The organism is Xinfangfangia pollutisoli (assembly GCF_020179405.1).
GTDB classification, from domain to species: Bacteria; Pseudomonadota; Alphaproteobacteria; order Rhodobacterales; family Rhodobacteraceae; genus Pseudogemmobacter; species Pseudogemmobacter pollutisoli.
The window spans coordinates 1-13,873 of the sequence record NZ_JAICBZ010000094.1; the positions used below are offsets into that span (position 1 = coordinate 1).

The 13,873-nt window shown below is 69.4% G+C and carries 15 protein-coding genes; 9 read left to right on the forward strand and 6 right to left on the reverse strand.

The window, feature by feature from the left end; translation table 11 throughout:
- Positions 1-183 precede the first annotated feature (183 nt).
- From K1Y73_RS18890 to murJ, 3 genes are read left to right on the forward strand one after another with little or no spacing between them, the layout of a single operon-like run.
- A complete protein-coding gene (locus K1Y73_RS18890; RefSeq protein ID WP_225029862.1) occupies positions 184-1,359 on the forward strand; it encodes a penicillin-binding protein activator in 1,176 nt (391 codons plus the stop codon).
- Entirely contained in the window at positions 1,319-4,189 is a 2,871-nt protein-coding gene (locus K1Y73_RS18895) for a [protein-PII] uridylyltransferase (RefSeq protein WP_404819108.1), read from the forward strand. The genes K1Y73_RS18890 and K1Y73_RS18895 overlap by 41 nt, the downstream gene beginning before the upstream one ends.
- A gap of 10 nt (positions 4,190-4,199) precedes the next feature.
- Positions 4,200-5,741 carry a murein biosynthesis integral membrane protein MurJ gene (murJ, locus tag K1Y73_RS18900; RefSeq protein ID WP_225029863.1) on the forward strand — a complete coding sequence of 514 codons (1,542 nt, stop codon included), beginning with the start codon at positions 4,200-4,202 and terminating at the stop codon, positions 5,739-5,741.
- Here murJ and K1Y73_RS18905 read toward each other — a convergent pair.
- Positions 5,732-6,421, reverse strand: a complete 690-nt coding sequence (locus K1Y73_RS18905; RefSeq protein ID WP_225029864.1) for a rhomboid family intramembrane serine protease — start codon at positions 6,419-6,421, stop codon at positions 5,732-5,734. The two genes, murJ and K1Y73_RS18905, sit on opposite strands and share 10 nt — an antisense overlap.
- Before the next feature lie 97 nt (positions 6,422-6,518).
- Here K1Y73_RS18905 and trpS point away from each other — a divergent pair, with 97 nt between their 5' ends.
- Together trpS and K1Y73_RS18915 are read left to right on the forward strand one after the other, a co-directional pair.
- Entirely contained in the window at positions 6,519-7,565 is a 1,047-nt protein-coding gene (trpS, locus tag K1Y73_RS18910) for a tryptophan--tRNA ligase (protein ID WP_225029865.1), read from the forward strand.
- A gap of 3 nt (positions 7,566-7,568) precedes the next feature.
- Positions 7,569-8,723 carry a hypothetical protein gene (locus K1Y73_RS18915; protein WP_225029866.1) on the forward strand — a complete coding sequence of 385 codons (1,155 nt, stop codon included), beginning with the start codon at positions 7,569-7,571 and terminating at the stop codon, positions 8,721-8,723.
- A 151-nt stretch (positions 8,724-8,874) separates the two neighbouring features.
- On the opposite strand, the gene K1Y73_RS18920 is transcribed toward K1Y73_RS18915, so the two are convergent.
- Entirely contained in the window at positions 8,875-9,129 is a 255-nt protein-coding gene (locus K1Y73_RS18920; RefSeq protein WP_225029867.1) for a DUF6455 family protein, read from the reverse strand.
- 141 nt (positions 9,130-9,270) lie between these two features.
- Entirely contained in the window at positions 9,271-9,990 is a 720-nt protein-coding gene (locus K1Y73_RS18925; protein ID WP_225029868.1) for a M48 family metalloprotease, read from the reverse strand.
- 235 nt (positions 9,991-10,225) lie between these two features.
- Here K1Y73_RS18925 and K1Y73_RS18930 point away from each other — a divergent pair, with 235 nt between their 5' ends.
- The gene (locus K1Y73_RS18930; protein WP_225029869.1) at positions 10,226-10,483 is read left to right on the forward strand and encodes a hypothetical protein; all 258 of its coding nucleotides are present in this window, start codon (positions 10,226-10,228) and stop codon (positions 10,481-10,483) included.
- A 21-nt stretch (positions 10,484-10,504) separates the two neighbouring features.
- On the opposite strand, the gene K1Y73_RS18935 is transcribed toward K1Y73_RS18930, so the two are convergent.
- Entirely contained in the window at positions 10,505-10,753 is a 249-nt protein-coding gene (locus K1Y73_RS18935; protein ID WP_451923586.1) for a DUF167 domain-containing protein, read from the reverse strand.
- 135 nt (positions 10,754-10,888) lie between these two features.
- Here K1Y73_RS18935 and K1Y73_RS18940 point away from each other — a divergent pair, with 135 nt between their 5' ends.
- Both K1Y73_RS18940 and K1Y73_RS18945 read left to right on the forward strand, forming a co-directional pair.
- Positions 10,889-11,491 (forward strand): nitroreductase family protein, encoded by a 603-nt coding sequence (locus K1Y73_RS18940; protein ID WP_225029871.1) that lies wholly within the window; start codon positions 10,889-10,891, stop codon positions 11,489-11,491.
- Positions 11,491-12,183, forward strand: coding sequence for an EI24 domain-containing protein (locus tag K1Y73_RS18945; RefSeq protein ID WP_404819109.1), 693 nt, complete (start codon positions 11,491-11,493; stop codon positions 12,181-12,183). The genes K1Y73_RS18940 and K1Y73_RS18945 overlap by 1 nt, the downstream gene beginning before the upstream one ends.
- A gap of 42 nt (positions 12,184-12,225) precedes the next feature.
- Here the strand turns inward: K1Y73_RS18945 and K1Y73_RS18950 are convergent, their stop codons facing one another.
- Both K1Y73_RS18950 and mce read right to left on the reverse strand, forming a co-directional pair.
- Entirely contained in the window at positions 12,226-12,510 is a 285-nt protein-coding gene (locus K1Y73_RS18950; RefSeq protein WP_225029873.1) for a DUF1467 family protein, read from the reverse strand.
- Entirely contained in the window at positions 12,507-12,911 is a 405-nt protein-coding gene (gene mce, locus K1Y73_RS18955) for a methylmalonyl-CoA epimerase (protein ID WP_225029874.1), read from the reverse strand. Before mce ends, K1Y73_RS18950 begins: the two co-directional genes overlap by 4 nt.
- Before the next feature lie 262 nt (positions 12,912-13,173).
- On the opposite strand from mce, the gene K1Y73_RS18960 reads away from it, so the two are divergent.
- Positions 13,174-13,873: response regulator (locus tag K1Y73_RS18960; RefSeq protein ID WP_225029875.1), on the forward strand; the 700-nt coding region annotated here is incomplete at its 3' end.

Consider the following 13,873-nt stretch of genomic DNA (forward strand, 5'->3'; position numbering starts at 1 on the left):
GCCGGACCGGCCGACCAGCCCGGCCCCGCCGTTGCGGCTGCGGCCGCCGGGGGCGCATCTCCCCCCTCCGCGCCGGAACCCGCCGGACCGTTCATCGCCTGCCCCCGCGCAAGTTTACTTCGCCCCCGGAACGGAATAACCTGACCCGCACTGTGCCAGACCTGTTCGTCCAGAGAGGATTCCATGTTGTCCGCATTCCATTCGGCCCGCAAGTCCTTGGGACGGCTTGTTCTTGCCCTTCTTGCCCCGCTTTTCGCCCTTTCTCTGTCGGCCTGTGTGCCCAGCGAAGGCCCCAGCGCCGGCGGCCCCTCGACCCGCGAGGGCGTGCAGGTGGCGCTTCTGGTGCCCGGTGGCGGCAGCGGTGCCGATCAGGTTCTGGCCGACAGTCTGGTCAATGCCGCCCGCATGGCGGTGGCTGATCTTGGCGGCGTCAAGATCGACCTGCGCATCTATCAGACCGCCGGCAATCCCGGCCAGGCCAGCGCCCAGGCGATTCTGGCCGCTGATGAGGGCGCGCAGGTCATCCTGGGCCCGGTCTACGCGGCCGAGGCCAATGCGGTGGGCGTGGCCATGGCCGCGCGCGGCATCAATGTTCTGGCCTTCTCGAACAACACCGCCATTGCCGGCGGCAATGTCTTTGTCCTGGGCCCGACCTTCGACAATTCCGCCCGCCGCGTCGCCTCTTACGCGGTGCGCGCCGGCAAGAGCCAGATCCTGATCGTCTCGGACCAGAACACCGCGGGCGAGACCGCGCGGGCGGCGATCCAGCGCGGCGTCTCGGCCGCGGGCGGCACGGTCGTTGGCGCGGCCTCGTATGAGTTCTCGCAATCGGGCGTCTCGGCCGCGGCGCCGGGCATCGTGCAGAAGGCGCGCGAAACCGGCGCGACGGCGCTGTTCCTGACCGCCGATACCGCGGGCGCCCTGCCGCTTCTGTCGCAATCGCTGGTCGATGCCGGGCTGGACCGCAATGCGATGAAATTCCTGGGCCTGACCCGCTGGGACATCCCCGCGCAAACCTTGTCGCTGCCGGCCCTGCAGGGCAGCTGGTTCGCCCTGCCCGATCCGGGCCTTTATGCCCAGTTCCAAAGCCGCTACCAGGGCGCCTATGGCAATCCGCCCCATCCGATCGCCGGGCTGGCCTATGACGGCATCGCCGCGATCGGCGCGCTGGCCAAGCAACGCCGCGACCTGTCGGCCGGCTCGCTGACGCAGGGCGCGGGCTTCGCCGGGGTCTCGGGCATCTTCCGCCTGCGCCCGGACGGCAGTAATGAACGCGGCCTCGCCATCGCGGAAATCCGCCAGAATCAGGTCGTCGTGATTGACCCAGCACCCAGAAGCTTCGCCGGCGCCGGCTTCTGAGCCGGCACAGGCCGCCAGACCGACGCACGCCCCCGATCCTGCTGCCCGGCCCAAGGGCCCTGCACTGGCCCTGCCGCCGGGCGACGAGGCCGCACCGATCGACGCGGCCGCGCTGACCGCCGCCATCCTGGCCGAAGCGCGGGGGCTGGGCGCCGAGATCGGCGACGCGACCGAACTTGCCCGCACGATCCGCGGCATCGCCGTGCGCCAGATGGCCGAGGCGCGGGCAGCGCGCATGGCGGTGCTGGAAGCGGGTTTCGCCGCCCGCCCGCGCGCCGCGCGCGGGCTGATCACCGCGATCTCGGACATGACCGACACGCTGGTCACCACGGCCTTCGCCGTGGCGCGCGAACTGCATCCGCGGCCGAACCCGACCGAGGCCGAGCAGATGGCGATCCTGGCCGTGGGCGGCTATGGCCGTTCGGAAATGGCGCCCTTCTCGGATGTGGACCTGCTGTTCCTGACGCCCTGGAAGATCACGCCCTGGGCCGAAAGCGTGATCGAAAGCATGCTGTACATGCTGTGGGATCTGAAGCTGAAGGTCGGCCATTCCTCGCGCACGGTGAAGGATTGCCTGCGGCTGGGGCGCGAGGACATCACCATCCGCACCGCGCTTCTGGAGCATCGCTTCATCGCCGGCCACGCACCTCTGGCGGCGGACCTGGCCGAAAAGCTGTGGACCGATCTCTTCCGCAACACCGGGCCCGAATTCATCGAGGCCAAGCTTGCCGAACGCGCCGAGCGGCACCGCCGCCAGGGCGGCCAGCGCTATGTGCTGGAGCCGAACGTGAAGGAAGGCAAAGGCGGGTTGCGCGATCTGCAAACGCTGTACTGGATCGGCAAATACCTGAACCGGGTGCCCAAGGCGGCCGGGCTGGTCGATGCGGGCCTGTTCAGCCGCGACGAATACGAAGCCTTCGCCCGGGCCGAGGATTTCCTGTGGACCGTGCGCTGCCATCTGCATTTCCTGACCGGACGCGCCACCGACACGCTGTCATTCGACCTGCAGCCCGAAGTGGCGGCCCGGATGGGCTATCGCGACCAGGGCGGGCGGCGCGATGTCGAGGTCTTCATGCAGGATTACTTCCGCCAGGCCACCCGCGTGGGCGAGCTGACGCGGGTCTTCCTGACCGAGCTGGAAGCCCGCCATGCCAAGCGCGAAGCCTCGCTGCGCGGGCTGTTCCGGCGCGGCAAGCGGGTGAAATCGGGCTACAAGCTGGTGCAGGGCCGCATCGACCTGCGCGATCCGGCGGATTTCCTGAAAAACAAGCTCAACCTGCTGCGGGTGTTCGAGGAAGGCCTGCGCACCGGCTATCTGCTGCACCCGAATGTCATGCGCCTGGTCACGGCCAATCTGGACCGGATCGACGATGACATGCGCGAAGACCCCGAGGCGCAGCGCATCTTCCTGGACCTGCTGCTGAAGCACGGCAACCCGGAACGCTCGCTTCGGCGGATGAACGAGTTGGGGGTGCTGGCGGCCTTCATCCCGGAATTCGAACCGATCGTCGCGATGATGCAGTTCAACGTCTACCACCATTACACGGTGGACGAGCATATCATCCAATGCATCTCGTGCCTGGCGCAGATCGAGCGGGGGGAACTGGTCGAGGATCTGCCGCTGTCTTCCGGCATCCTGAAGGCGGGGGTGAACCGCAAGATCCTGTATGTCGCGCTTCTGCTGCATGACATCGGCAAGGGCCGGCCCGAGGATCATGCGATCCTGGGGGCCCAGATCGCCCGCCGGGTCGCGCCGCGGCTGGGGCTGACCGACGAGGAATCGGAAACGGTCGAATGGCTGGTGCGCTATCACCTTCTGATGTCCGACATGGCGCAGAAGCGCGACATCGGCGACCCGCGCACGGTGAAGGATTTCGCCAAGCTGGTGAAGACCCGCAAGCGGCTGGACCTTCTGACCGTGCTGACGGTCTGCGACATTCGCGGCGTGGGCCCGGGCACCTGGAACAACTGGAAGGCCATGCTGATCCGCCAGCTGTACAAGCTGACGGCCGAGGGGCTGGAAGCCGGGTTGGAAACCTTGAACCGCGAAAACCGCGAGGATGAGGCCAAGGCCGCGCTGAAGCCGCGGCTGTCGGGCTGGGAGCCGCGCGACATCCGGGCCGAGCTGGAGCGGCATTATCCGCCCTATTGGCAGGCGCTGTCGACCGACACGCATGAGATCTTCGCGCGCCTCTTGCGCGGGCTGGCCGATGACGAGATCCGCATCGACCTGCATCCCGATGAGGGCCGCGACGCGACCCGCGCCTGTTTCGCGCTGGCCGACCATCCGGGCATCTTCTCGCGCCTTGCCGGCGCCCTGGCGCTGGTCGGCGCCAATGTGCGCGACGCGCGGACCTACACCACCAAAGACGGCTATGCGACGCCGGTCTTCTGGATCCAGGATATCGAGGGCAAGCCCTATGAGGCCGCCCGCCTGCCCCGGCTGCGCCAGATCATCGAGAAGACGCTGAAGGGCCAGGTCATCGCGCGCGAGGCCCTGAAGGACCGCGACAAGGTGAAGAAGCGCGAACGCGAGTTCCGCTTCCCGACCCATGTGATGATCGACAATGAAGGCTCCGACATCTACACGATCATCGAGGTCGACACCCGCGACCGGCCCGGGCTGCTGTATGACCTGACCCGCACGCTGGCCGCCAACAACATCTCGATCGTCTCGGCGGTGATCGCCACCTATGGCGCCCAGGTCGTGGACACCTTCTATGTCAAGGACATGTTCGGGCTGAAACTCTATCAGAAAAGCCGGCAGGAAAGTCTGGAGCGGCGCTTGCGCCAGGCCATCGTCGAAGGGGCGGAACGGGCCAAGGCATGAGAACCGGGGCATGAGCCTGATCCGCAACATCGTGACGCTGGGCGGCTGGACGCTGATCTCGCGCGGGGCGGGGCTGGTGCGCGAATTGATGATGGCCGCCTATCTGGGCGCGGGGCCGGTGGCCGATGCGTTCAACGTGGCCTTCAGCCTGCCCAACATGTTCCGCCGCTTCTTCGCCGAGGGTGCCTTCAACCAGGCCTTCGTGCCGCTTTACGCCAAGAAGCTGGAAGGCGGCGAGGATGCCGAGGATTTCGCGCAGAACGCCTTTTCCGGGCTGGCGGGCTTTCTGGTCCTGTTCAGCCTGATCGGCACGCTGGCCATGCCGCTTCTGGTCTGGGCGATGGCCTCGGGCTTCGTGGGCGACGGGCGCTTCGACATGGCGGTCGATTTCGGCCGCATCACCTTCTGCTATATCGGCTTCATCTCGCTGTTCGCGCTGCTGTCCGGCATCCTGAACGCGCATGGCCATTTCGCGGAAGCGGGCGCCGTGCCCGTTCTGATGAACCTGGTCTTCATCGCCGCCATGGCGCTGGCGGGCTGGATGGGCTGGGATATGGGCCGGACGCTGGCCTGGACGACGCCGGTCACCGGGCTGGCCCAGCTGGGCTGGACGCTTTACGCCGCGCGGCGGATCGGCTTTGTCCCGCGGCTGCGCCTGCCCCGGCTGACACCGGATTTCCGCCGGCTGATGGTGAACATGGGTCCGGCGCTGCTGGTGGGCGGGGTGGTGCAGATCAACCTTCTGGTCTCGCGTCAGGTCGCTTCGGGCACCGAGGGCGCGATTTCCTGGCTGGTCTATGCCGACCGGCTGTATCAGCTGCCTTTGGGCGTGGTGGCGATTGCCGTGGGCACCGTTCTTCTGCCCGAATTGTCGCGGCGGCTGCGGGCGGGTGATGCGGCGGGCGGGCGCGAGGCCTTCAACCGCGGCACGGAATTCGCGCTGCTGCTGACGCTGCCGGCGGCGGTGGCGCTGGTGGTGATCGCCCGGCCGATCACCGAGGTTCTGTATCAGCGCGGGTTGTTCGACGCCAATGACAGCGCGGCCACGGCGCTGGCGCTGGCGATCTACGGGCTGGGCCTGCCGGCCTTCGTGCTGCACAAGGCGCTGCAGCCGCTGTTCTATGCCCGCGAAGACACGCGCAGCCCGTTCCGCTATGCGCTGTGGTCGATGGCGATCAATGCCGCGCTGGCCTTTGGCCTGATGCCCTGGATCGGCTTTTCCGCCGCCGCCTGGGCGACGACGCTGTCGGCCTGGGTGATGGTGGCCCAGCTGTGGTGGGGGGCAAGGCGGCTGGGCGACGAGACGAAGTTCGACGCCCGTTTCCTGTCGCGACTTTGGCGGATCGCGGCGGCCTCGGCGCTGATGGGGGCGGCGCTTTGGGGCGGCTGGGCGCTGCTGCAGCCGCTGCTGGAAGATCGCGGCACCCGCATTCTGGCGCTGATCGGGCTCATCGGGCTGGGCATGGCCAGCTATGCCGTCGCGGCCCTGGCGCTGCGGGCCGTGCGCCCCGCCGATCTGAAGGCGCTGCGCCGGTCGCGGTCTCAGCGCTGACGCAGCCGGTCCATGACCCGGCGCCAGCCGCCGGGCGAGACGATGAAGCTCAGCAAAAAGCCCGCGGCGAAACCGCCCAGATCCGACACCCATTGCACCCCGCCGCCGAACAACAGCCCGAACAGCAGCTGAAAGCCCAGAAGAAAGCCGATCAGCGTGAAGGCGCGGGCCTGGCTGCCGCCGGTGGCGGCCAGCCGCACCCAAAGCATGAAGGTGAAGGCGCCGATCAGCCCGTAGACCGCCGGAAAGGTGCCCAGCAGAGGATTCACATTGCCGGGGATCAGATAGGCATGCGCCAGCGCCCCCGCCACGGTCGCGCCCAGCACGACCATCACCACCGCCCACCAGCGATAGACCTCGGCCACCATCTTGCCCAGCGCCAGCAGCATGACCACGGCGAAGATCGTCGAGGTCAGCGTCGGGTTGACCAGCACATAGCTGACGATCCGGTACAGATCGGCCCCGCCCCGCCCCGTCGCCAGCCCGTCGCGGAACCAGTCGGGCGCGAAGGCGAAATACTGCACCGCGGTAAAGCGCCAATCCACTGCCACCCCGCCGCCGGCCAGACCCAGCGCATGCAGTTGCACCACGATCTCGACCGCGATCACCGGCAGGGCCAGCGCCCAGACGATCCAGGGCAAGGGGTTCAGGGGGGCGGCATTGTAGTCTCGGTGAACCATGGGCTCTCTCTTGGCGACATGCGGGGCCCGTTGACGCCCAGCGCCCCTTGGTCTACCCCCGGTTCGGCCCTTTTGCCAGCCGCAGCGGAGCGCTGAGATGACCGATACCCCGAACGCCGCCTTCAAGCCCCGGATCTTCTCGGGCATCCAGCCCTCGGGCGGGCTGACGCTGGGCAATTACCTGGGCGCGCTGAAGCGCTTTGTCGAAAAGCAGGACGAGGGGATCGAGACGATCTACTGCCTGGTCGACATGCATGCGATCACCGTCTGGCAAGACCCCGAGCGCCTGCGCCGGCAGACCCGCGAAGGCGCGGCCGCCTTCATCGCCGCCGGGATCGACCCGGCGCGCTCGATCCTGTTCAACCAGTCGCAGGTCTCGGCCCATGCGGAACTGGCCTGGATCTTCAACTGCGTCGCGCGGATGGGCTGGATGGGCCGGATGACGCAATGGAAGGACAAGACCGCCGGCAAGAATGCCGAAGCGGCGTCCTTGGGCCTGTTCGCCTATCCGGCGCTGATGGCCGCCGACATCCTGGTCTATCACGCCACGATGGTGCCGGTGGGCGAGGATCAGAAGCAGCATCTGGAACTGACCCGCGACATCGCGATCAAGTTCAACAACGATTACAAGGTCGATTTCTTCCCCGTCACCGAGCCGGTGATCGAGGGCGAGGCGACGCGCGTCATGTCTTTGCGCGACGGCACGAAGAAGATGTCGAAATCCGACCCCTCGGATCAAAGCCGCATCAACCTGACCGATGATGCCGACACGATCGCCGCCAAGATCCGCAAGGCCAAGACCGACCCGGAACCGCTGCCCGAGACGCTGGAAGGCCTGCGCGACCGGCCCGAGGCGCGCAATCTGGTGAACATCTATGCCGCCCTGTCGGGGATGACCGCGGCGCAGGTGGTGGCCGAGAATGCCGGGGCGCAATTCGGCACCTTCAAGCCGAAACTGGCCGAACTGGCGGTGGCCAAGCTGGGGCCGATCACCGCCGAGATGAACCGCCTGCTGCAGGACCCGGCCGAGATCGACCGGATCCTTGGCCAGGGCGCCGACCGGGCCGAGGCGATCGCCCGGCCGATCCTCGACAAGGTCTATGACATTGTCGGCATGATCCGCTCGCGCGGGTCACGAGGCTAAGCGATGCGCCGCGCGGTCCGCTGGCTTGCCAGGGCCGCGCTGCTGGCGCTGATCGTGATCTCGACCGTCACCGGCGGCTGGGCGGTGCTGCGCATTGCCCAGGATCCGCTGTTGCGCCCGCTGATCGACCGCAGCCTGGCCGGTTTCGCCGCCGGGCTGGAACGCGAGATGGCGCGGGAAGCCACGCCTGAGGCGGTGGCGGCACGGCTTGAGGCGCGGCTGGCCGAGACCCCGCGCAACTGGATTGCCATCGAAGCGCTGGAAGAGCTGGCGGCGGCGCGCGGCATCCTGCTGCCCCCCGCCCTGACCGCCGCGCGCAATGCCGCCTGGGAGGAAGACTCGGGCATTCTGACCACGGCGGGCGGTTGTCTGTCCTGCATGGTCGATGCGGCCAACTGCTCGCTGTCGCAGGCGCTGATCTGCAATGCCCCGGTGGCGCTGACGCCCATCGGCGATGTGATCGGCCTTGGCCGCGCCGGTGTGGCGGCGGCCAGCGGCGACGAGGTCGACCAGCTGGACCTGGCCCTGTCGGCCATCGGCCTGGGCGCCACGGTTGCGGTGGTGGCCACGGGCGGCACCTCCTACACGCTGAAGGCCGGCACCTCGATTCTGAAACTGGCCCGCAAGATGAGCCTTCTGCCGCCGCGGCTGCTGGGGCTGATCACCGATGCGGCCCGCCGCGGCATCCGCTGGGACGCGCTGGCGCGCTGGGACAGCGTGACCGATCCGGCCCGGCTGATCGTGCCCGAGGTGGTGGCGCCGGTGGCCGCGGTGGCGGCCGATCTGGGCCGGATGGGCGAGACGCTGGGCACCACGCGGACGCTGCATCTTCTGCGCTATGTCGACGGGCCCGACGATGCCCGCCACATCGCCAATGCCGCCGAAACCCTGGGGCCGCGCACACTGGGCACGCTGGAGGTGCTGGGCAAGTCGCGCTTCATGCGCGCGGCGCTGCGCTGGTCGGACGAGGCCGCGGCGCTGATCTTCGGGCTGATCGGGCTTCTGGGGGCACTGGTCGCGATGGCGGCCGCGCTGGCGCAGGGGCTGGCGGCGCGGATGCTGCGCCGCAGGCTGCGCCGGCTGGCGCGCCGCGAACCGGCGCCCCCCGCCCCGGCCCCCGCCCTGGCCCCAGCCCCGCGCGATCTGTCACATCGCTGAATCCTCGGCCCGCTAGAAAGGGCCATCCGGGCGGGACTGTCCCCCGACCCTTCCGCGGATCGCCCCTGCTTCCGCAAGGCCCGCCCTTCTGGCCCCCGTGCCCCCTCGCACGGGGGTCAATTTTCCGGGCGGCCTGCGAAGCGCGGCGCCGTCAATTGGCGGCCAGTGCCTCGATCGCGGGTTTGTTCGGACAGAATCCCGGCATGCCCCGCGCCTCGGCCGACTGCGCCATCCAGGCGGTGCAGCGGTCGGTGCAGGTGCAGGCCTCGCAGCGGGCGATGATCTGGTCCAGCTCGCTGCGCTTCAGCCAGCCGTCGATGACCGCGCGGGTCAGGTTGACGCCGCTGAGCCGCGCCATGCCCCGCGTCAGGCCCCATGCGACTGGCGCATCCGTGTATCCGATCATTCCCGGTCTCCTTGCAGCGGTTTGGGCGGCGATATGGCGCCAGCCTGTCAGCCCGCCCCCCGCGGCGCCTTGACGCAGATCAACCGCGCCCCGAGGCCACCCTTTGGCCCGCAGCTCAAGGCCCGGGCCCCGCCCCTGCGGCTAGGATCCGCCCGCCTCCAGCACGGCCACGGTCTGCGCCACCAGCGCCCGGCGCCTGGCATTGGACGGGTGCGAGCCCCAGGCCTGATTGCCCGGATCGGGCAGCCGGGCCAGGAAGCCCGCGCCCTTGACCGCATCGAAGCCCGCGCGCCAGGCGATCTCGGCGCCCAGCACATCGGCCTCCAGCTCGAAATCCTGGGAATACTGCTCGGCCGCCAGCGCCGCGCCGATCGTCTGGGCCTTGCGCACCTCGTCGGGCGAGGCCCCGGCGACCGAGGCCAGAACCGCCGCCAGCGCCGCGCCCTCGCGCGCCTGATCCTCGCGCTTGGGGATATGGCCCAGGATATGATGGCCCGCCTCGTGGCCCATGACGAAGGCCAGTTCGTCGGCATTGCGCGCGTCGGCGATCAGCGCGGGGGTCAGCACCACCCAGGGCCGGCCGCTGCGGTCCAGGGTCTGGAAGGCATTGGGCGGCTGGTCGGGACGCGAATCGACCGCAAAGACGAAATCGCAGCGCCGCGCGATCCGCCTTTCGCGGCACAGCGCGCGCGCCACCGGCTCGACCCGCTCGGCCGCCAGCACGAATTCCGGCGTGGTTCCGGGCGGGGGCGCGCTGCCCGGCCCCGCCCCCCAATCCGCGCCCGGAAGGCATCCGGCCAGGGCAAGAAAACACAACGCCCAGGACAGGCGGAACAGGGCACGGGCGGCGGAAAGGGCCATCGGGGGCACCGGACTTGGATCTGCAGGGGAAGCGCGACGATGCCGCATCTGCAAAGCTATCAGAGCGGGCGGCAGAGGGAACCCCCGACCTGCGCCGCATCACGCGACTGTAACCAACCGGCCCGCCCCCGCCTGCCCTAGCCGGGTGGCGGCCAGCGGCACAGGCAGATCCGCGCGCACAGATCGGCATTCAAATCCCATTGTCCTGCGTCGCGGGCTTGGCTAGCCTTGGCCCATGTTCACCATCGAGCACGAATTCGACGCGACGGTCGTCACCCTGATCGACGAAGGCGGCGATCTGCCGCTGACCGGCGATGTCACCGTCACCGCCTTCGAGGATTGCGTGACGCTGGAACAGGCTGATCCCGACAGCGAAGAGGTGGTGCGGATCACCCTGTCCCTGGGCCAGGTGGCCGATCTGGCCGCGGCGCTGAACCTGCCCGAGGGCAGCTACCGGCTGGACCGCGCGCCGAAGGGCGGCACGGCAGGCTGACAGGAAAGGCGGGCGCGCGGCCTAATCCAGGCGGAACAGCTTGTCGCGCGCCTTGGTGCCGCGCAGCAGGCTGAGGCGCGTCTTCGCAACCCCCATGGCCCGCGCCAGCAGCGCCTGGGCGGCCGCGGTGGCGCGGCCATCCTCGGCGATCTCGGTCACCGCGATGCGCAGGACCGGCCCACCCGGCTCGATCCCGGCGCGGCGGGCATTCGGCGTCACCCGCACGGCGATTTCGGCGCCGGGCTGGGCAAGATGGGTCAGATCGGGCAGGTCTTTGGCCAAGGGCGCGTCCTTTCGCGCCCGAACCCTGCCCCCGGCAGGCGCCAAGCGCAACCCCGCGCCGGGAACCGGTTTGAAAACCCCCGCGCCCGGGCCTAGTCTGCGCGCAAAGACCCGGAGAGACCCATGCCCCAGCCCTGCCCCGAAGCCCTTGCCTGCCTGGAAACCCGCCGTTCGGCCTCGGCCAAGCTGTTTCGCGATCCGGTTCCGGACGAGGCGGCGCTTCACCGCATTCTGACCGCCGCCCTGCGGGTGCCCGATCACGGCAAGCTGGAACCCTGGCGGCTGGTGCTGCTGCAGCGCGCCGATCTGGCGCAGCTGGCCGATCTGGCCGAGGCGCGGGCGCGCGAATTGGGCGGCGATGCCGAAAAGATCGCCAAGGGGCGCGGGCAATACGATCTGGGGCGGCTGGCGGTGGCGGTGATCTCGTCGCCGAAACCGTCCGAGAAGATCCCGCTGGCCGAGCAGGTCCTGTCGGCCGGAGCGCTGTGCATGAACATCCTGCATGCGGCCCATGCGGCGGGCTGGGGGGCGCAATGGCTGAGCGGCTGGCCCTCGCATGACCCGCTGTTCTGCGCCCGCGCCTTCGGCTGCTCTGGCGCGGAAACCGTGGCCGGGATCATCCATATCGCCACCCCGGCCGCGGCCGAGGCGCCCGACCGGCCCCGCCCGGCGCTGGAGCGGGTATTGACCCGCGGCCTGGCCATGCCTGCGGATGCGCAATCGTGATCTTCAGCGCCTTCTTCGCGGCCCTGGGCCAGTTCGGCGATCCGCGCTTCCGCCGGGTCGTCGTGCTGGGCGTGGCGCTGGCCTTCGCGCTGCTGGTCGCGGTCTATGCGCTGTTCCTGCTGATGATCGCGACGCTGACGCCCGATATCGTCGAACTGCCGGTGATCGGCCCGGTCTCGGGCCTGCACGAGCTTCTGGGCTGGACCTCGTTCTTCTTCATGCTGGCGCTGTCGATCTTCCTGATGATCCCGGCGGCAGCGGCCTTTGCCGGGCTGTTCACCGATGACGTGGCCCAGGCAGTCGAGGACCGGCATTACCCGTTCCTGCCCCCTGCCCGGCCTTTGGGCTGGGCCGAGGGGCTGCGCTCATCGGTCAATCTGATCGGGCTGCTGGTTCTGGTGAACATCGTCGCGCTGATCATGGTCCTGGTCGTGGGGCCGCTGTCGCCCTTGCTGTTCTGGGTGCTGAACGGCTTTCTTCTGGGGCGGGAATATTTCACCATGGTGGCGCTGCGCCGCCTGCCGGAAGATCAGGTCGTGGCAATGCGGCGCCGCAATGCGCTGACGATCTGGGCCGCGGGGACGCTGATGGCGGCGCCGCTGTCGGTGCCGCTGGTCAACCTGCTGGTGCCGGTTCTGGGCACGGCGACCTTCACCCATATCTTCCACCGCCTGGCGGCCTCGGACCGATAGGCGGCGGGCGCGCCGGGGCGCTGGGGGCGCCGGCGCGGAGCGTTACTGGTCGGCCGTGACCGGCGCTTCCAGCCCGAAGATGTTCATGTCATCGACCGAGAAGCGCCCCGACAGGATCACCGCCGCGATCGCGGCCCAGATCAGCGTCGCGAAGACCGTGGCGATCTTGGCGCTGCGGCCCACATCTTCCTGCGCCGGCGCGCCGGCATGCGTGCCGGGCACGATCTCGCCCGCCTCTTCCTGGGTGCGGGTGCGGATCTGCAGCACGATATAGAAGGTCAGGAACCAGACCACTGCATAGATGACAATTCCGCCGGTCAGATTCATACCTGTTCAAGCTCCACCAGACAGCCGTTGAAATCCTTCGGATGCAGGAACAGCACCGGCTTGCCATGCGCGCCGATCTTCGGCTCGCCCGAGCCAAGAACCCGCGCCCCCGCGGCCTTCAGCCGGTCGCGCGCGGCCAGGATATCCTCGACCTCGTAGCAGATGTGATGGATGCCGCCGGCCGGGTTCTTGTCCAGAAAGCCCTGGATCGGAGAGTTCTCGCCCAGGGGATACAAGAGTTCGATCTTGGTATTCGGCAATTCGATGAAGACCACGGTCACGCCATGGTCCGGCTCGTCCTGAGGCGCGCCGACCTTGGCGCCCAGCGTATCGCGATACTGCGCCGAGGCGGCCGCAAGGTCGGGCACCGCGATGGCGACATGGTTCAGGCGTCCGATCATCTGGCTCTCCTTCCGGCCCGGCTTTGCCCCTTATCGCCGCGGGGCGCGCGCGCGGCAAGGGGGCGCCCTGCCGCAGTCCGGGTCCAGACGGCGCCCAGGCGGGGCACAGGAGGGACACGGGTGGGGCGGGCCGCGCGGATTTTCGGCAATTGCCGGCCGGCGCGCGGTGCGGGTTAACCCGGTGTTCACCCTGACGCGGCTAGGCTGGCCGCTTCTGCCGCCCCCCGCTTCCTCTGCCGCCTGCTGCACGAAAGGCGCCGCCATGCCCCGCCCTGCCGATCTGCCGCCCGACCTGCCCGATCCCGCGCTGTTCGCCCAGCCGCAACCCCTGCGCGGCACCCTGCCCCTGCAGGGGCTGACGGTGCTGGCGGTGGAAGACAGCCGCTATGCCAGCGACGCGCTGCGGCTGATGTGCCAGCGCTCGGGCGCGCGGCTGCGGCGGGCGGAAAGCCTGGCCGTCGCGCAGGCGCATCTGCGCTGCTACCGGCCCGATGTGGTGATCGTCGATCTGGGCCTGCCCGATGGCCCGGGCGAGGGGTTGATCCGCAGCCTGGTGCAGGCGGGGCGGATGGTGGTTCTGGGCACCAGCGGCGATCCCGACGGGCGCCGGGCGGCGCTGGCGGCCGGGGCCAGCGGTTTTCTGGACAAGCCGGTGCCGGGGCTTGCGGTCTTCCAGGCGCTGATCCTGTCGCAGCTGGCCGGCGGCGACCGGCGGCCGGGGCCGGTGCCCGGCCAGGTCCGGCCCGATCCGCTGGCGCTGACCGATGACCTGATCCAGGCCGTCGCGGTGATCGAGGCCGATCCCGAACCCGGGCCCGACCGGCGCAGCTATCTGGCGGGGTTCCTGTCGGGTCTGGCGCGGCAGTCGCAGGATGGCGCGCTGGATGCGGCCTCGGCCGCGCTGCGCGATCCGGCCGGCGGCACGGCGCAGGTCTCGGCACTGCTGCGCGCCCGAATCGCGG